General features: G+C 71.1%; 18 protein-coding genes. 9 read left to right on the top strand and 9 right to left on the bottom strand.

All coding sequences use genetic code 11. The features are described from left to right. Positions 1-7 precede the first annotated feature (7 nt). Positions 8-394: a PRC-barrel domain-containing protein gene (locus ACZ51S_RS16860; protein ID WP_388940507.1), complete on the top strand. Its 387-nt coding sequence runs from the start codon at positions 8-10 to the stop codon at positions 392-394. A gap of 137 nt (positions 395-531) precedes the next feature. On the opposite strand, the gene glgX is transcribed toward ACZ51S_RS16860, so the two are convergent. From glgX to ACZ51S_RS16840, 4 genes are all read right to left on the bottom strand, one after another. Continuing rightward, complete coding sequence (glgX, locus tag ACZ51S_RS16855; RefSeq protein ID WP_468961250.1) at positions 532-2,670, bottom strand: glycogen debranching protein GlgX; 2,139 nt, start codon at positions 2,668-2,670, stop codon at positions 532-534. A 169-nt stretch (positions 2,671-2,839) separates the two neighbouring features. Next, positions 2,840-2,986, bottom strand: a complete 147-nt coding sequence (locus ACZ51S_RS16850; RefSeq protein WP_468474516.1) for a hypothetical protein — start codon at positions 2,984-2,986, stop codon at positions 2,840-2,842. 126 nt (positions 2,987-3,112) lie between these two features. Continuing rightward, positions 3,113-3,637 carry an NUDIX hydrolase gene (locus ACZ51S_RS16845; protein ID WP_468886049.1) on the bottom strand — a complete coding sequence of 175 codons (525 nt, stop codon included), beginning with the start codon at positions 3,635-3,637 and terminating at the stop codon, positions 3,113-3,115. 158 nt (positions 3,638-3,795) lie between these two features. Next, positions 3,796-4,368 carry a class I SAM-dependent methyltransferase gene (locus ACZ51S_RS16840; protein ID WP_468474514.1) on the bottom strand — a complete coding sequence of 191 codons (573 nt, stop codon included), beginning with the start codon at positions 4,366-4,368 and terminating at the stop codon, positions 3,796-3,798. 230 nt (positions 4,369-4,598) lie between these two features. Here ACZ51S_RS16840 and ACZ51S_RS16835 point away from each other — a divergent pair, with 230 nt between their 5' ends. Beyond that, on the top strand, positions 4,599-4,754 hold the full coding sequence (locus tag ACZ51S_RS16835; RefSeq protein WP_468474683.1) for a hypothetical protein: 156 nt from the start codon (positions 4,599-4,601) through the stop codon (positions 4,752-4,754). Here the strand turns inward: ACZ51S_RS16835 and ACZ51S_RS16830 are convergent. Together ACZ51S_RS16830 and ACZ51S_RS16825 are read right to left on the bottom strand one after the other, a co-directional pair. Continuing rightward, positions 4,711-4,872: an AMP-binding protein gene (locus ACZ51S_RS16830; protein WP_468803247.1), complete on the bottom strand. Its 162-nt coding sequence runs from the start codon at positions 4,870-4,872 to the stop codon at positions 4,711-4,713. The two genes, ACZ51S_RS16835 and ACZ51S_RS16830, sit on opposite strands and share 44 nt — an antisense overlap. Positions 4,873-5,358: 486 nt before the next feature. After that, a complete protein-coding gene (locus ACZ51S_RS16825) occupies positions 5,359-5,715 on the bottom strand; it encodes a hypothetical protein (protein ID WP_388940497.1) in 357 nt (118 codons plus the stop codon). A 591-nt stretch (positions 5,716-6,306) separates the two neighbouring features. Between ACZ51S_RS16825 and ACZ51S_RS16820 the strand changes: the two genes are divergently transcribed. After that, positions 6,307-6,432, top strand: coding sequence for a hypothetical protein (locus ACZ51S_RS16820; RefSeq protein ID WP_468961247.1), 126 nt, complete (start codon positions 6,307-6,309; stop codon positions 6,430-6,432). A 209-nt stretch (positions 6,433-6,641) separates the two neighbouring features. Here ACZ51S_RS16820 and ACZ51S_RS16815 read toward each other — a convergent pair whose 3' ends face one another. Together ACZ51S_RS16815 and ACZ51S_RS16810 are read right to left on the bottom strand one after the other, a co-directional pair. Then, positions 6,642-7,112 carry a hypothetical protein gene (locus tag ACZ51S_RS16815; protein WP_468474511.1) on the bottom strand — a complete coding sequence of 157 codons (471 nt, stop codon included), beginning with the start codon at positions 7,110-7,112 and terminating at the stop codon, positions 6,642-6,644. Next, positions 7,109-7,687 carry a matrixin family metalloprotease gene (locus ACZ51S_RS16810; protein WP_468474510.1) on the bottom strand — a complete coding sequence of 193 codons (579 nt, stop codon included), beginning with the start codon at positions 7,685-7,687 and terminating at the stop codon, positions 7,109-7,111. The genes ACZ51S_RS16815 and ACZ51S_RS16810 overlap by 4 nt, the downstream gene beginning before the upstream one ends. A 521-nt stretch (positions 7,688-8,208) precedes the next feature. On the opposite strand from ACZ51S_RS16810, the gene ACZ51S_RS16805 reads away from it, so the two are divergent. From ACZ51S_RS16805 to ACZ51S_RS16780, 6 genes are all read left to right on the top strand, one after another. Beyond that, positions 8,209-8,505, top strand: a complete 297-nt coding sequence (locus ACZ51S_RS16805; protein ID WP_468474509.1) for a hypothetical protein — start codon at positions 8,209-8,211, stop codon at positions 8,503-8,505. Between the two features lie 145 nt (positions 8,506-8,650). Continuing rightward, complete coding sequence (locus tag ACZ51S_RS16800; protein WP_468474508.1) at positions 8,651-9,010, top strand: TIGR04222 domain-containing membrane protein; 360 nt, start codon at positions 8,651-8,653, stop codon at positions 9,008-9,010. Positions 9,011-9,446: 436 nt separating this feature from the next. Beyond that, positions 9,447-10,658, top strand: coding sequence for an alpha/beta hydrolase family protein (locus ACZ51S_RS16795; RefSeq protein ID WP_468961245.1), 1,212 nt, complete (start codon positions 9,447-9,449; stop codon positions 10,656-10,658). A gap of 245 nt (positions 10,659-10,903) precedes the next feature. Continuing rightward, complete coding sequence (ligA, locus tag ACZ51S_RS16790) at positions 10,904-12,952, top strand: NAD-dependent DNA ligase LigA (RefSeq protein ID WP_468961441.1); 2,049 nt, start codon at positions 10,904-10,906, stop codon at positions 12,950-12,952. Positions 12,953-13,187: 235 nt separating this feature from the next. Further along, positions 13,188-14,222 carry a YncE family protein gene (locus ACZ51S_RS16785; RefSeq protein ID WP_468803241.1) on the top strand — a complete coding sequence of 345 codons (1,035 nt, stop codon included), beginning with the start codon at positions 13,188-13,190 and terminating at the stop codon, positions 14,220-14,222. A gap of 398 nt (positions 14,223-14,620) precedes the next feature. After that, entirely contained in the window at positions 14,621-16,276 is a 1,656-nt protein-coding gene (locus ACZ51S_RS16780; protein ID WP_468474505.1) for a phospholipase D family protein, read from the top strand. A gap of 503 nt (positions 16,277-16,779) precedes the next feature. Here ACZ51S_RS16780 and ACZ51S_RS16775 read toward each other — a convergent pair. Beyond that, the gene (locus tag ACZ51S_RS16775) at positions 16,780-17,340 is read right to left on the bottom strand and encodes a hypothetical protein (RefSeq protein WP_468961242.1); all 561 of its coding nucleotides are present in this window, start codon (positions 17,338-17,340) and stop codon (positions 16,780-16,782) included. Positions 17,341-17,709: the final 369 nt, after the last annotated feature.

Below are 17,709 nucleotides of genomic sequence, written 5' to 3'. Positions count from 1 at the left end.
CTGAGATATGAGGAGTTGTTTTCGCGTGACTGAGCATGTGTGGGCTTACCAGTCGACCGCAGGACACCTGGCGGGCACCGATCTGACCGGATACAAGGTCGAGGCGACGGACGGTGCCATCGGCAAGGTCGACAAGCACTCCGACGAGGTCGGTGACGCCTACCTGGTCGTGGACACGGGTGTGTGGATCTTCGGCAAGGAAGTCCTGCTGCCGGCGGGCACCGTGACCCGGATCGACCCGGACGAGCGGAAGATCTTCGTCGAACGGACGAAGGAACAGATCAAGAACGCGCCGGAGTTCCACCGCGACAAGCACCTCGGTGACGCGGGCTACCGCGAGGAACTGGGAACGTACTACGGCACCGGCGCTCCCTTCGGTGGCCGCCCCGCCTGACGCCCCCGTGGCGGAAGGGGCGAAACGAAGTCCCAAGGCCGGCCGGCCGGGCTGCTGCCCGGCCGGCCTTGCCGTGCGCGCCCCGCCTGCCGCCTGCCGCCTGGCCCTGCGCCGGACGCGCCCGCACACACCCCGCGTCAGATCTCCTCCGGCGCCGCGTCCTCCCGGGCACTGCGCAGAACCACGGTGCTGTACGACTCCAGCCGCAGAACGCTGCCCGCCTTCAGCTCCCGCTCGTCCGGGGCGTCCGTGCTCGCGGTGTCCACCAGCAGCGCCCAGCGGACCGCGAACCGGTCGCCGGGAAGGCGGAAGTCGACGGCCCTGTCCGAGCTGTTGAACATCAGCAGGAAGGAGTCGTCGGTGACCCGGTTCCCGTAGGGGTCCGGCTCGGTGATCGCCTCACCGTTCAGGAACACGGTCAGCGCGCGGGCCCGTGGCGCCGTCCAGTCCTCGTCCTGCATCGGCGTGGCATCGGGACGCAGCCACTCGACGTCCGCGGGCAGGCGGCCCGTGTGTCCGACCGCCCGCCCCGAGAAGAAGCGCCTGCGCCGCAGCACGGGGTGCCGGCGGCGGAGCCGGATGAGACCAGAGGTGAAGTCGAGGAGCCGACGCCCGCGTTCGTCGAGGTCCCAGTCGATCCAGGTGGTCGGATTGTCCTGGCAATACGCGTTGTTGTTGCCGCCCTGGGTACGGCCCAGCTCGTCCCCGTGGCTGATCATCGGAATGCCCTGGGAGAGGATCAGCGTGGTCATCAGGTTGCGCTGCTGCCTCTCCCGCAGCGCCAGCACACCGGGGTCGTCGGTCTCTCCCTCCACCCCGCAGTTCCAGGACCGGTTGTGGTCCTCGCCGTCCCGGCCGTCCTCGCCGTTCGCCTCGTTGTGCTTGTGGTCGTACGACACCAGGTCGCGCAGGGTGAACCCGTCGTGGGCCGTGACGAAGTTGACGCTGGCGAGGGGACGGCGCCGGTCGTGTTCGTACAGGTCGGCGGAGCCGGTGATGCGCGAGGCGAACTCGCCGAGGGTGCCGTCGGCGCCGCGCCAGTAGTCCCGGACGGTGTCCCGGTAGCGTCCGTTCCACTCCGACCACAGGGGTGGGAAGTTGCCGACCTGGTAGCCGCCTTCGCCCAGGTCCCAGGGCTCGGCGATGAGCTTCACGCGACGGCTGATCACCGGGTCCTGCTGGATGACGTCGAAGAAGGCGGAGAGCCGGTCGACCTCGTGGAACTGGCGGGCGAGGGTGGCGGCCAGGTCGAAACGGAAGCCGTCGACGTGCATCTCCTGGACCCAGTAGCGCAGGGAGTCCATGATCAGCTGCAGTACGTTGGGGTGGCGCATCAGCAGGCTGTTGCCGGTGCCCGTGGTGTCGTAGTACCGGGAGCGGTCCTCCTCGGCCAGGCGGTAGTAGGCGGCGTTGTCGATCCCCTTGAACGCCAGCACGGGCCCGTTGTGGTTTCCCTCGGCGGTGTGGTTGTAGACGACGTCGAGGATCACCTCGATGCCCGCCGCGTGCAGCGCCTTCACCATCCGCTTGAACTCGGTGACCTGCGCGCCGCGGCCCCCGGTGGCCGCGTAGGCGTTGTGCGGGGCGAAGAAACCGATGGTGTTGTAACCCCAGTAGTTCGACAGTCCCTTTTCCACCAGGTGGCCGTCCTGGACGAACTGGTGCACCGGCATCAGTTCCAGCGCGGTCACGCCGAGGCCGGTGAGGTGCTCGAGGACGGCGGGGTGGGCGATGCCCGCGTAGGTGCCGCGCAGCTCATCGGGCAGGGCGGGATGGGTGCGCGTGAGGCCGCGCACGTGGCCCTCGTAGATGACGCTGTCCGCGTACGCGTGACCGGGCGGCTTGTCGTCGCCCCAGTCGAAGCTGGGGTCGGTGACCACCGACAGCATGGTGTGGCCCGCGCTGTCCAGCTCGTTGGGCTCGGCGCCGCCCGCGAAGCGGTGGCCGTAGAGCGACTCGTGGTGGTCGAGCCGGCCGTCGATCGCGGTCGCGTACGGGTCCAGCAGCAGCTTGGCGGGATTGCAGCGGTGCCCGGCGGCCGGGTCGAAGGGGCCGCTGACGCGGTAGCCGTACCGCTGGCCGGGACCCACGTCGGGGAGGTAGATGTGCCAGGCGGACCGGTCGATCTCGGTCATCGGTACGCGGGTCTCGCGCCCGGCGTCGTCGAGCAGGACCAGCTCCACGCCTGTGGCGACCTCGGAGAACAGTGCGAAGTTGGTTCCGGAGCCGTCGTACGTCGCTCCCAGGGGGTACGGTTTGCCCGTCCATGTACGCATGCGGTCACGCTACTGTCGGCGCGGCCCCGGCGCCCGCCGGTGCCTGGCCCGGGGGCCGGTACGGCGCCGGGCCGCCGGGTGATGCGCCCCCAGCGCGGCCGGCGCCGTACCGGCCCCGGGACCGTCGCGAGGGGGACACGACCGCCGGGGCCCGGCCGAGGACGGCGGGTCAGCGGCTGCCCCGAAGGCGCCTGAACATCCCGCGGGCCTGCTCCCGCTTGCGCGGGTCGGAAGCCGCGCGCCGCACCGAGGCGATCGTCCGCTGCCCCTGCGGGCTGCGGCTGAACCGCTTGATCTTCGCGAACAGTCCGGACATGAACCCTCCCGATGTAGCCTCTGATGCCACGTCGTGTGCCCCGCACCCCGCCCCCGAAACGGCGGGCCGCACCCAGCGCCCCCACCCGGCATCATCCGCTGATGTGCGGGAGAGCCCGCCGCCCCGTCACAGCCACCGGTAGCTGGAGTCGTCCAGGGCGGGAAGCATGGCCGATCCGGCGTCGACGCACGCGTCGGACGACCCGAGACCAGCGATGGGCACGGGCGGGAAGAGGGCGAGGTCACCCGTCTGGTCGAACGGCACCCAGACGACCTCCCCTCGGCCGACCGCGTCATCGTCCTCGAACGCCTTCAGCCTCGGACGGACTCCCGTCCGGAGACGGACCCGGTAGACGAGGTGGAGCTTGCGAGGCGGTGTGGAGCCGGGCCGACTCACCATGGCATCCAGGAGCCACATGAAGCGCGGTGGTTCCGCGAGGTCCTCCGCAACCACACCGAGCTCCTCCTGAAGCTCACGCCGCAAAGCGGCGGGCAGCGGCTCGGCGGGTTCCACGTTGCCGCCCGGCAGGGCGTAGTGGACCACCCCTTGGCCGTTCGTCCGCTGGATCAGCGCCACATCCTGACCGTCCAGGACCAGGCCCGCGACACGGATCTTGATCTGGTGAAACGCGGCAGCGTCATCGCTGGTCATCTGCATCCCTTCTAAAGGCTGCGGCACGCTCCTTGGCAAGGAGCCCGACCACGCAGCGACCGGTGGATCTGCGTCCGCGTCCGCCTCCCCGTATGTCGGAGGTGAAAGCGGCGTGAGTGCTCACCGGGACGTTTTCCGACTCTCAGCGGGGCCGGCGATCAGGGACGCAGGGCGTAGCAGCGCAGCACGTCGATGTCGGCGACCCGAACGGAGGACCATCCGGCCGTGAGCGCCTCCGCCTCGCCGGCGGTGATGGCGAGGTCCTTGAGAGGATCACCCTCTTCACGGCGGCCGGCGACCTCGGCGACCACCCAGAAGACACCGCCGGGCGCGAGGACGCGTCGTACGCGGTCGAGGAAGGCGGGCTTGTCGTCCACCCACCGGTAGACCAGCCGGCAGGTCACGGCCGAGTAGGCGGGCGCCGGCAGTTCACCGAGGTCGTCGGCGGTGAAGTCCATAAGCCGCCAGACCGGGCCCGGGCCTGATTCGGAGCGCCGGGCGGCGGCGAGGGCGCTGGGGGCGCAGTCGATGCCGGTGACGCGGTAGCCGAGCCGGTGGTGGAGGAAACGGGCGAGCCCACCGTCCCCGCACCCGATGTCGAGCGCGCCCCGCCCACGCCCGGAGCCGAGCGCACGCTGGAGCAAGTCGGCTTCGCGCCCCTCCAGCGGCCGGTAGCCGCGCCCATCGGCCCACAGGGGCTCCCAGTAGGCGGCGGATGCGGTACTGGTCACTGGTCTCCTAGGCAGAGGCGGCTCAGGCTGCGCGTACAAGCCGATCGTTCCGTCCCCCGCGGATCGCGCGCAAGTGCGCCGGGCACCCGGACGGACCGCAGCTCCGCTGCCACTGCGAACGCCGAGCCCATGGAGAACCCGCCGCCCACCGAGGCCGTCGACGGCACATCCCTCACCTCCGCGGGACTCGGCTCCTGGAGGGGCTGGGGGAGGATCCGCATGGAAAGCCGATGCGGCTGACGATCGTCGCCTGGAATGCCGGTACCCACAGAAATACGTTTCTGACGTTGCAGCTCACGACGCCTGCTCCCCGCACCCGCGGGGATGACCCCGACGACGCGATCACCGCCCGGCACGAGGTGGTCTGCTCCGGGCCTGTCTTGTGAAGGCGGCGAGGTTCGCGTGGGTCACGACCACGCGCTTGGGGTGCCCGGTGTTGCCGGAGGTGCAGAAGACGCACGCCGGGTGGCCCCGCGGTGACAACGGCCGGTGCGGTACCGGCATCGGATCCGCGGGGACGGCCGATGCGGTCCCCGCTGTCGGCCGGCTCGGCAGGGGCGGACACGTCGAGCACCGCCACGCCGTCACCGACCAGGACCGTGGTCCCGGGCGTGAACCAGAGTGACCACGCAGTCGGCCTCGTCCCGCGGGCCGGCCAGACGCGGAGGCGGCAGGGACGGGCCGAGGACGACGTACGCACCGCCCGCCCGCACCCGGACGCATCAAAGATCGACCAGCCGGGCTCGCCCCGCACCCGAGCAGTGCCCGTTCTCTCCACCTACCGCCCGGGACGCATCCGTACGGTGTCCACCAGCGGCTATCCGCTCGTCGATGCTCCACCGGCCCGGCCGCCTCACGACGCAGGGAAGAGGAGCCGCGCGGGATCGAGGCACCGCCACTCACTCCGATGGCCGAGGCGCTGTGGGTGGCTGGCCTGAGGCCCGGGGTGATTGGCCGCCCCGGGCCTCGCCGGGCTCGCATGCTGTGCCGCTAAGCGGGCTTGACCTCGAAGCGCACGGACCGGACCAGGAGGTCGTCGCGGGCCGGGCTGCCGTGCGCGCGCAGCTTCCACTCCGGGCCCTCGCAGTTGGCGCCGGCGTAGACGACCACCGCGGAGTCCGTGTCGTTGTGCGGGCCGTAGCCGGGCTGCTCGTCGTCGTCGCTGACGGCGTGGAGGTTGATGCACTTGCCGCTGTGCGGGTCGTGCAGGGTGACGTGCTGCTCCTGCCCGTATCCGTCGACGTACTTGTAGTGGAAGTAGCCTTCGGCTGCGAGGGCCGAACCGGGCAGTGACAGAACCAGGGCGAAGGCCGCCAGGGCAGCGGCGGCGGTGGTGCGGAGCTTCATGGGGGAGGGGGCCCTTTCCAGGAAGGCGGGTCGGTCATTGCGGGCACGACCCTAGGGGGGCACCGACAGGCGAATCGATCCTCCTTGATCCCGTGGCGTGGCGGGCTCCATGCCGCTGGCCCCTTCGGGTCACGGCGTACAGCCGGACGGCCAGGCCCCCACCTCGTCCACCGAGCCGCTCGACGGGACGCCCCGCGGCGCCGTCGGACGGCGGAGGGCCTCTGCCTTTGCCGGTCGCAGCCCGCGCGGGCCCCCGGGGCGCGCCGCCCTCACGCACACCGGACACGACGTCGTGGCATCCCTGCCCAGCCCGCCGGTCACCTTCACCGGCCGTCCGCTGAACGACCGGGCCGACCCGACCGGCGACAACGAGCCCGCCCTCCACCGGCTGCGCCCTGCGTCGGCATCACCACCGAGACCGGCATGGTCACCGACATCGGGTACGCCGACCCCGACCGCGGCCCGGGGACAACGCTGCGCACGGCCCAGGGGCGCCGACACCATTCGCTGCCGTCCCGTTTACTGGAACCCGGACGACAAGAAGCCCCCTCGGCCCTCGCCCGCCGGTTCCGTACGTAGGCCGTCAGCCGCGTGACCGAGACCGCCCCCCTCCCCGGCACCGTCCGCGAGACCCAGGCCTTCAGCTCGGACGGCGGCGAGCTGGTTTTCGCGGACAAGATCTGGCGCACGGACAAGACCCGGCGGACCACCTCGTAGTTGGTCGCGTTCGACCCCGTCCACGCCATGCGGTTCACGGCGCCGGACCGGACCGACGGTCTGTCCGCCACGTGCACCACTACCTCGCCGAGAGCGTCGAGGCCGAGGTCGAGGTCGAGGGCGACTGCGCCACGACCCCGAGCGTGATGCACACCCTCGTCCGCGACAGGTTCTACGGCCGTCAGGTCCCGGCGGAGCCCGAGGGCGGCCTATTGCGCGGGCTTCAAGGCGGCAGTCCAGGTGGCGATGTCCGCCTCGCGGGCCGGGCGCGGGTCGGCGTCGTAGAGCTGGGCCACCCCTTCCTCGGGGCGGGTGGCGGGATTGGTGGCCCAGATGTAGGTCTGGCCCACGACGTACTTGTGCTCGGTCTCGTCGCTCTGGCTGACCAGCATCTCCCCGGATGCGGTGCCCTTGAGGACACGGTCGACGCGGACGCGGTAGGCGTCGGAGGGCAGGCCCTCGACGGTCCGTCGGCCGAGGTCTTCCAAGACCGTGCCGGTGAAGACCGCGGTGGCCTCGGGCGCCACCAGGTTCGGGTCGGTGGTGTCGAAGGCGTGGACGGCCTCGCTGTGCGTGGTGTGCGCGGTGCGGTACTGGTCCCAGCCGAGCCAGGCCCCGCCGGCCAGGACGGCGGCGGCACCAGCCGAGACGACAACGACGAGGAGCTTCTTCACGGTCATCCCCACAACTGGTGGTAGGCGGTTCGGTCGGTGCTGGTGATTTCGTTGATGCCGGCGCGCGCGGCCTCGGCGTTGTCGATCCACATGATGGAGGCGACTCGCGTGCTCTTGTGGCAGAAGCCGAGGGCGTGGCCGAGTTCGTGGGTGGCGACACGACGCCGGTGCGTGGCCGTCCCGCGGGCGGCTCCGTCGTCCAGGTAGAAGCGGTTCATGGTGACGCTGTCGGTGCCCGGAAGTCCGGTCCAGCGGGCGAGGACGTTCTTCCAGTCGCCTCCGCTGGACCGGGTGTCGTTCCACTCCAGGTCGGCGACTTCGGAGGCGGTGTCCGGGTGGAAGGTGACCCGCTTGAGGTTGCCGCTGGTCCACTGGCGGACCGCATGCGCGCGGGCGTCGTCAAAGACCGTGTCGTCCTCCCAGGCGATCACTCCCTGGTCGACGGACGATCTCCCCCGGGAGTCCTGCCCGGAAGGCACGCAGGTCTGCGGCGCCTGCCCGAGGGCCGGGGCGGGGTGCGGAAGTGACAGCAGGACGGTCGCGGCGGCCGCCGCCGCGAACCCGGTGAGGGAGAACACCACCCGGCCAAGCTACCGCGCGTCACCGAAGAACCACAAAGTGTCATCGCGGTCGACCCGCGCCCCGTACCCGCCGCAGCAGGCGACCGCCGCCTCGGTCGAGCCGAGTCCGGTCGGCACCCGAAATACTCTTTCGGGATGGAGCGCTGTGTGTTGAGGGCCGGCCGTGGGCTGCGACGGCTCCCGTCCCGCCCCTGCGGTACGGCTGCACCGTCCTGTCAACGGCCCACTGACATCGCCCATCGGCGATGAGAATCGACAGAACTGGATGTGACCGCAGTTCGTGAGAGACCTTGGAGCACCTTGCCCTGGCTACAGGAAGTCTCGTCCTCCACGTCTCCGCGTGACTACTGTTCCGTTGCCGGATCGCCGTGACGAACGAAGGGCGCTGCGTTGTGCTGACGACTACGCACCCACCGTAGGTGCCTCTGGAAAGCCCAGAGGGCCCACGGAGGCTTTCAATGTCCCGCACTGTCCGTACGACTCCCAGCCGGCTCCGACTCCAAGAGGGCGCATCGGAGTCCATGACGCTCTACGACCTGCGCTATGCGAATGCCGAACTGGCCCGAGCCGCCCGCGAAGGCCGCCGCCCCGTCCCGGCGAAAACGCTGCGCCGACTCACCTCTTGGCAATGGATGACGCTCTACTGCCGGAAGGGCTCGTTTTCCACCGAGATCGCTACGGCTGAGGGCCGCGGCCGGCTCCAGAGCCGACTCGACGCCCAGCGGATCCGCGGACTGCACCGCGCCGGCCACGAACTTGACGACGCGGACATGCCGCCGGTCCGCCACCGTCATGGTGTGCTCTGGCACGCCTGGTAGAGGCGAATAGGTCCGGCGCGGCGGTCGAGGGGCCGGCCGTCCCGAGAACGGGCGCGGCCCGAGTCGCGCCCGGCGCTGCCGGGACGGACCGGTTGCTGCGGCCGAGAGGGTGGGGCGCTGTGCTGTCTGGAGACACTGCCGGCGGATGAAGGGGGCCGGATGGGGGGCTGATGTGCGGTGGGTGTTCCGGCGGTTCGCAAGGGGGTTGGGGGAGATACGGGCTCTGGACGTGTACGAGATCGCGTTCCTGGCGGGCGGGGCCCGGCGGGTGGCGGACAGTGCGATCGTCGCGCTGAACAGGCGCGGCCTGCTCGTGGTGCACGCCTCGCAGGTGCGTACGGTGGACGGGGAGCTGCCCGGGCATGCGGTCGAGCGTGCTGTGTTCGCGTTCTGCGGGCGAACCAAGAGCGTCGGCACCGCCGCCGTGCAACGCTTCCCGGAGATTCAGGAGATTCAGGAGATTCAGGAGATCGGCCGTCGGCCGGCCGCATGGGGCCTGGTGTAGGGCGCGGACCGTCGGGTGACCCGTAGGGGCAGGCGATGCCTGGAGGCGGCCGGGCGCGACGCGCGCGTGCCGGAGTACGTGCTGGGCGGGGCCACCGGGCTCCTGGACGGGACGGCGCGACGCCCGGCCTGCAGCGGCAGCGGCAGTTGCGGGGGTGGAGGAGGCGGCGAGTGAGGTTCAGGGCCAGTCCACAACGGGTCGGATGGCTCGAACCGAGTGCCCCGCCCGGGGCCGCTACCGGCCCCTGCCGGTGCTGCTGCATTTGTTGTGGTGCGGCTGCTGGCCTGGGCCTGGGAGGGCGGCACCGTGGACCGCATCAACCCTGGGATTTAAACCTGTGGGCCGATGCCGTACGGGAGGGGCATATGACAGGGTTCGGTTGTGCCCACGGACCTTCCGTGACGGCACGATTGACGATCCGTGACACGGAGGTCCCATGACCGTCTCGCCCTTCACCGCCCACAGGAGCCCGACACGCCGCCGCGTGCTGGGAGCCGCGCTGGCCGCCGTACCCCTCGTCGCCATCGCAAGCCCCGCGTGGGCCGACCCGGACGGGCCCGGCCCCGCCGCGGAGCGGCTCACGCTGCCCGCGCCCACCGGCCCGCACCCGGTAGGCACGGTCCCGCTGCACCTCGTCGACCGGTCACGCCCGGACGACATAGCGGGCCCCGGGCGTTTCAGGGAGCTGATGGCCACCGTCTGGTACCCCGCCCGGGCCGTCGAGGACTACCCGGTGGCGCCCTGGATGCCGGCCGGCGCCCTTCAGGCGTTCCTGACCGACGCCGGGTTAAGCGGTCTCATCCCCCTGGCACCGCTCACTGCCGGCCGCGTGGGCGCTCCGGTGCGGCGGTCGGGCCGACGGCTGCCCGTCGTCATCTTCTCGCACGGCGCGCACAGCCACCAGGGCGACCACACCGTCATGGTGCAGGAGCTCGCCAGCCACGGATACGCGGCCGTGACGATAGCCCACCAGTACGACACGTACACCGAATTCCCCGACGGCCGGGTCGCCGTCCCGCTCTACGACCGGAAAGCACCGACGCTGCCCGGGGACTTCGCGGCCGACCTGCACTTCGTCCTCGACTGCGTCGAGCAGCTTGCCGCCGGGTGCAATCCGGACGTCGACCAGCGCCACCTGCCGGCGGGGCTGCTCGGCTCCCTCGACCCGCGGCGCATAGGCGCGTTCGGCTGGTCGAAGGGCGGAACGGCCACCGCCTGCGCCGCGCTCGCGGACGACCGCATCCGGGCCGGTCTGAGCCTCGACGGTCCGATGCAGATGAACCCGCCGCTCTCCGGTGACCTGGACCGGCCGTTCATGATGATGTCCGCCGAGTTCACCCGGGCCACGGATCCCGCGGCCGCCGCGTTCTGGTCGCATCTGCGGGGCTGGCGGCTGGACATCCAGGCCCAGGGCGCCTCCCATATCTCGTACGGCGACAACGAGGCGCTGTTCCCCCAGGTGGCGAAGCTGTTCGGATGGAGCGGGCAGCAGCTCCAGGACGTGATCGGCACCCTCGACCCCGACCAGGCGGTGAAGATCCAGCAGGCGTACCCGCTCGCGTTCTTCGACGAACACCTGCGCCACCGCCCGGGACACCTGCTCGACGGACCGTCCCCGGCCTTCCCCGCCGTGACGTTCCTCCCCTGAGACCCCGGGACCCCGGGACCCCGGGACCCTCTGGGCATGGCGCCGAGGCCCGTCACGGTCGCCTGGGGGAGTAGACGCCTGGGGAGCAGCCGACTGGGCCGAGTCCTGCCCCAACCGCCTCGGGCTTCAGCGCACCGCGGAACGACTCGTCTTCGAGCGGGGAGAGCGTGGCGACGCCACGACTGGTCACGCGCCCTTGCCACGAGGCAGGCCGGGCGGAGCCGTTGTCAGTGCCGGGCAGCATGATGACCTCCATGACCGAAAACAGTGCCCTGCTCTCCCCTGCCGCCTACACGGAGGCCGTCACCACCGCCGTGGCGGCGTCGGCCGCGTACTACGGCGACGGGACCACCCCGCTCGGCGACGACGAGTACGACGGCCTCCTGCGCGCCATCGCGGCCTACGAGGAGGCCCACCCGGACGAGGTGCTCGCCGAGTCGCCAACCGGCAAGGTGGCGGGCGGGGCCGTGCAGGGGGACGTGCCGCACTCGGTGCCGATGCTCTCCCTCGACAACGTCTTCGACGCCGACGAGCTCGCCGAATGGGCCGCCGGACTGGAACGGCGTCTCGGGCACCCGGTGGCCGGGTGGTGCGTGGAGCCCAAGCTCGACGGCCTCGCCGTGGCCGCCCGTTACCGGGGCGGCCGGCTCGTCCAGGTCCTCACGCGCGGTGACGGACTGGCCGGCGAGGACATCACCCACGCCGCCGACGCGGTCCTCGGTCTGCCGCCCGTGCTCACCGAACCGGTCGACGTCGAACTGCGCGGTGAGGTCCTGCTGACGACCGCCCAGTTCGCGGAGGCCAACCGGACCCGGCTCGCCCACGAGGCCACGCCCTTCGCGCACCCGCGCAGCGGAGCGGCCGGCACCCTGCGGGCCAAGGACCGCCCCTACCGGATCGAGCTGACCTTCTTCGCCTACAGCGCGATCGGCCTGGGCGACCTCGGCCACCTCGCCCTGCTCGAGACACTTGCCGCGTTCGGGGCGAACACGGCCGCCAGCACGGTCGCCGCCCCGATGCGCTGCGAGACCGTGCAGCAGGTGCAGGAACGTATCGACATGATCGCCGGCCTGCGCGCAGAGCTGCCGTTCGGGATCGACGGTGTCGTCGTCAAGGCCGACGCGGCCGAGGACCAGCGGCAGGCGGGCAACGGCTCGCGCGCCCCCAGATGGGCGGTGGCCAGGAAACTGGCGGCCGAGCACAAGGTGACGCGTCTGCTGGCGGTGGAGTGGAACGTCGGCCGGACCGGGATCATCGCCCCGCGTGCCGTTCTGGAACCCGTGGTCATCGACGGGGTGACGGTCACCTACGCCACGCTCCACAACCCGTCCGACATCACCCGCCGCGGGCTCATGATCGGTGACCAGGTGTTCGTGTACCGGGCCGGGGACGTGATCCCCCGGGTCGAGGCCCCTCTGGCCGACCAGCGCACCGGTGCCGAGAGCCCGATCGTCTTCCCCGAGGCGTGCCCCCGCTGCGGCGACGCGGTCGACACCTCCGAGCAGAGGTGGCGGTGCGTGCGCGGCAGGAGCTGCCAGGCCGTGGCCTCGGTGATCTACGCGGCCGGACGCGACCAGCTCGACATCGAAGGTCTCGGCGGCACGCGGGCGGTCCAGCTGGTGGAGGCCGGCCTGGTCAAGGACATCGCCGACCTCTTCACGCTGAACCGTGAGCAGCTCCTCGGCCTGGAGCGGACGGGCGAGACCAGCGCCACCAACCTCCTGGCCGCGATCGAGACCGCCCGCGGGGCCGCACTGAGCCGCGTGTTCTGCGCCCTCGGAGTCCGCGGAACCGGGCGCACGATGTCCCGCCGGATCGCCGCGCACTTCGGCTCGATGGCAGCGATCCGGGCCGCCGACGCGGACACGCTGGCCGGAGTGGACGGCATCGGCACGGAGAAGGCCCGCGTCATCGCGGCCGAACTCGCCGAACTCGCCCCGCTCCTCGACAAGCTCCAGGCCCAGCGGGTCGGCACGCAGGTCACCGAACCGCAGCACGAGCCCGCGCCCGGGGCGAACGACGCCCAGAGCCCGGTGGGCGGTCCGCTGGCCGGGCAGGCGGTCGTGGTGACCGGCTCCATGACCGGCCTCCTCGCGGCGTTGTCCCGGAACGAGATGAACGAGCTGATCGAACGGGCCGGCGGAAAGGCGTCGTCGTCGGTGTCCAAGCGCACCACCCTCCTGGTGGCGGGCGAGAAGGCCGGCTCCAAGCGCACCAAGGCCGAGGAGCTGGGAATCCGCGTCCTCGACCCCGAGGAATTCGCCGCTCTCGTCGCTGAGCTCCTTCCCACCTGACCGTCGCTGTCCGCTTGGGGGAGGGGCGGTGAGTGTGATCAAGGTGATGGCCGAGGCACCGGTGCGTCCCCCGTCGCGTGCTGCTCGGGCCGGCACTCCTCCGGGTGACTGACGTACAGATCCGCTGACGGCCGGTCAGTCACGGCGGTACACCGGGTGCACGAGAGATCATCACGACCATCCGGAGGTCCACGTGTACGTTCAGCGATCCGTTTTACGGCGGACCATCGCAGCGGTGGCCATCGCGGCAGGGCTGGCGCTGCTGGCACCGGCGCCGGTCACAGCCGCCCCGCACCCGCCGAAGCCGCACCGGCAGGTCTATGCCTACGTCACCAGCCTCGACGGCCACGTGTACGTGATCGACACGAGGAGCAACCGCGTCCTGGAGATCGGTACCACCGCGGTCGGCGGCGGCCCCGAGAAGGTGGTGGTCACCCCTGACGGCGCCCGTCTCTACGTGACCAACGCCTTCAAGTACGTGTCGGCGGTCAACATCGCCAAGAAGAGCGTCACGAACATCCCCTACGACAAGAGCGAGCTCTCTCCCGACATCCTCTACGGAGAAGCGATCGCCCCCGACGGCAAGCACGCCTACGTGGCCGTCCAGAATCCCTTCCACGGGGACAAGGTGTCGGTGATCGACACCGCCACCAACGAGGCCTCCGCCAGCATCAAGGTCAACAGGCCCGATCAGGTGGTGATCAATCCCAAGGGCAAGCGCCTCTACGTGTCCGACAGCAAGGGCGGCCTGTCCGTGATCAACACCGTCGACAACCAGGTCATCGCCACCATGCGCCTCAACGAACCGGCCAACGGCATGGCGGTCACCCCCGACGGCAAGCGCCTCTACGTGACCGGGGACAGCGGCGCCCTCTCGGTGGTCAACCTCACGAAGCGGAAGATCGTCCGCACCATCCCCGATGCCGGCACGGGCGGGCTGGCGATCAGCCCCAACGGCAACCGCGCTTACGTGGTCGGCGTCAACACCAAGATCAGGCAGGGCAAGGTGTCCGTGATCAACCTGAACACCGACAAGATCACCAAGACCGTCCCCATCGGCGACATCCCGCCGAGCACCGGGTCGGGCAGGTACTTCCTCCCCGCGGAAGTGGCCCTCACCCCCGACGGGAAGAGCGCCTACGTGGTCGGCTCCTACGGCCACTTGACGCCCCAGGGAACGGTGTTCGCGATCAACACCGAGACCAGCGCGGTGACCCCCATCACCGTCGGCGCCGGCGACACCATGGGGGTAGCCGTCGGCCGACTGTGACGACGTCACGAGCGCTGGTGGTGCCCGGCAGCCTGGCGCTCAACTACCCGGTGACGGTCTCGCGCGCGTTGGCGGCGCTGCGTACGTTGACGGCAGGCCACCTCCCTCGCCGTCTCCTCCGGCTACGAGGGCACGCCCACGGCCGGGCGTCCGTCCCGGCTTCGGGGCGTTGGGTTGAGCACTGCGGCTTGCTGAAGGAGCCGGAGGCCGTCCCTGCCGCAGCACACGCGATCTTCGCGGCCCAGGGCTCCTCGGCCCACGCCCTTCGCCGTGACAGGCGTCCCCCGATCCCGTAGGGCAGGGGGCCGACGAGCGGCTCCGCACCCGCGGAGCCCTCCCGGCGTCCACGGATGATCACAGAGGCGGCGGGTAGGCGCCTCGGAGGAGGGATGGTTTCCATGGAGCGAAGTGACTGGCTGCTGACACCGGGTGAGCGGGGCAACCCCGCCACCCGCCTCGACCATCGCCGCCCCGACGGAAACGCCTGGTCGGTGGGGAACGAGGCCCGCCCGGTGGTGCACGGCGCCGCATACTTCGCGGAGCTGCTCGAACGGATCGACGCCCAGCGGGCGGGGGACCTGCTGCTGTTCACCGACTGGCGGGGCGACCCCGGCGAACGCCTCGCCCCGCACGACCGGCCCCGCGGTGCCAGGTCCGACGAGGACCGCCGCGGCACGGAGATCGGGACGGTCCTCGGCCGCGCCGCCGAACGCGGAGTGATCGTCAAAGGGCTGGTCTGGCGTTCCCACCTCGACCGACTGCAGTTCAGCGAGCGCGAGAACAGGCACCTCGGCGAGGAGATCGAGGCCGCCGGCGGCGAGTGCCTCCTCGACATGCGGGTCCGCCCCGGCGGCTCGCACCACCAGAAGATGCTGGTACTCCGCCACCCCGGCCGCCCCGCAGACGACATCGCGTACATCGGCGGCATCGACCTGTGCCACAACCGCAACGACGATGCCGCTCACGGCGGTGACCCCCAGTCCATCCCGATGGCCAAGGCCTACGGACCGCACCCGCCCTGGCACGACTTGCAGCTGGCCCTGCGCGGCCCGGTCGTCGGCGACGTGGAGGCCGTCTTCCGCGAGCGCTGGGAGGACCCCGCCCCGCTCTCCCGCAGCCCGCTCACCCGCCTGCGGGAGCTCTGGCACCACGAGGACACGCACGCCGACAGCCTTCCCCCGCAGCTGCCCGACCCGGCCCCCTGCGGACCGCACACCGTCCAGGTCCTGCGTACGTACCCGAACCGGCTGCTGCGCGGCTACGCGTTCGCCCCGGACGGCGAGCGGAGCATCGCCCGGGGCTACCTCAAGGCCCTGCGGCGGGTCCGTTCCCTGATCTACCTGGAGGACCAGTACCTGTGGTCCCCCCGGGTGATCGACTCCTTCGCGCGGGCCCTGCGCGACAACCCCCGGCTGCGGCTGATCGCCGTGATCCCGTCCGTGCCCGAACAGGACGGCCGGCTGAGCCTGCCCATGAACCTCATCGGACGCATCACCGCCCTGAACGCCCTGCGCGCGGCAGGCGGCCCGCGGGTCGCGGTCTACGGGCTGGAGAACCACGCGGGGACACCCGTCTACGTACACGCCAAGGTGTGCGTCCTCGACGACGTCTGGGCGTCGATCGGGTCGGACAACATCAACCTCCGCTCCTGGACGCACGATTCGGAGCTCAGCTGCGTGGTACTCGACGACAGGGAGGACGGCCGCCCGCCTCGCGACCCGGGCGGCCTGGGCGACGGGGCCCGACGGTTCGCCCGCGAGCTGCGCCTGGAACTCTCCCGGGAACACCTCGACCTCGATCCCGCGGACAGTCCGACCGCGGACGACGCGCTGTGCGACGCGGAGACCGCCTTCGAGGCCTTCGCCTCGTCGGCCGCCGCTCTCGACGACTGGCATGCGGGCGGCCGCCGGGGCCCCCGCCCGCCGGGCCGCCTTCGCCGCTACCGCCCACCAGACCTCTCGCTCCCGATGCGCGTCCTCGCCACGCCCCTCCACCACGCGCTGGTGGACCCGGACGGCCGCCCCTTCCGTCTCCGCCGCCGCAATGCCTTCTAGGCCGGGCCCCGACACCTCCCAGCGCCTGGGCGCCGTGCACCGCAGGGTCTGCCGTTCGGTCACTCGGTCCCTGCGTCTGTCGGTTCCCTCAGCGTTTCCGCAGGCCTGCGCCACTGGACCAGCCTCCCCGGCAGTCCACGCCTGCCCCCCTGGCAAGCCCGCCATGGGAACCCGGGGAGCCACCAGCGCGGCCGCCCACTACGTCACCCCAGCCAAACACGGCTCGCCCAGGCCCTCGCCGCCCGAACTCTCACTGTCGAGGCCGGCCACCTGATGCCCGTGCCCGCACCGCGCCTGCGCTCCGGCACCGAGATGGCCCGCGCGCTCGCCCGCTACCCCGGAGCGCGGGCCGCACCGGCGGAGTTCTGACGGGCCGGTGCAGTACCGTGTCCGCGGTGACCGGGGTGCCCGCGCGGTTGCTCGAGCCCTCGCCTACCAGGCCGCACCGGACCTCTTCGCGATTCTCATGTGGACACGGCTCGGACGAGGACCAGAGCCAGGGCCTAGGACAGTGGCCGACCGCCAAGACCAGTCCGCCCGACGCCACGAGGTGAGAACGTCACCGGTCCTATCCATCCCTGGCGGACGAGGGCGATCTGGGAGGGCAGCGGTGACACCGGGTCGAGTGCCCTCCCGCGCGCCCAGTTCTCGAGCAGCCCCTCGGTCGTCTCTACCGCGGACACCACCATGGTCACCTGCACGTCCCCGTTGCTCCAGGTGTTCCACAGTGCCCACCCCTCCGGCCTGGGGTCGACACCGATCCGGGCGCACACCTCCTCGTACGCCTCCTCCACCCCAGCCGGCATCGCCCTGGGCTTCAACACCGAGGCCCCGACGAGGCGGACCAGAGGTCGGTCCTCGTCCAGGCAGCCGTCACCGTCGAAGTGGTAATGACGCAGCGCCCGCGCAAGCTCGTTCACCCTGCGCTGGAGCGGTGTCGCCCCTTCCGGGTCTGCCTGGAACGAGAGCCATCCTTCGTTGGACGCCTCCACACTGACGCGGTTGGCGAGGCGCTCGATCTCCCGGAGATAGTCCAGGTCACTGAGCTCAGGTGAGGTGGTCATGGTCGGAAGCTTCGCATCATGCCGCCGACGCCGACACAGGATATCGACCCGGTACGCAGCACCCTGCGTACTGCACGTCCAACGGACAGGCCCAGACCGTGTCGGCTGTTGGGGCCGTTGGAAGTGCGTCGGCCACTTGCACCGATGGGTCAGTAAACGAGGCAGCGGGCCCCGCATTGCCCCCGAGGAAAGCAATCCTCGTAGCGTCTGGGGGTGCATCGGTCCGGGGACACTACGCGATGGGTGTCGAGCCGAGCGAGATGTCCTGTGCGGACGGCTCACCGATAGCGCTGGTGAACAGCAGGAAGAAGCCTTCGTCCTCCTCCGCCACCAGCCTGCATCTCGCCGGCAACGTCGACCTCGGCAACC

Source organism: Streptomyces sp. NPDC034043 (assembly GCF_055575675.1).
The sequence above is the reverse complement of the archived record's forward strand: the minus strand, read 5'-3'. Positions and strand labels throughout refer to the sequence as shown.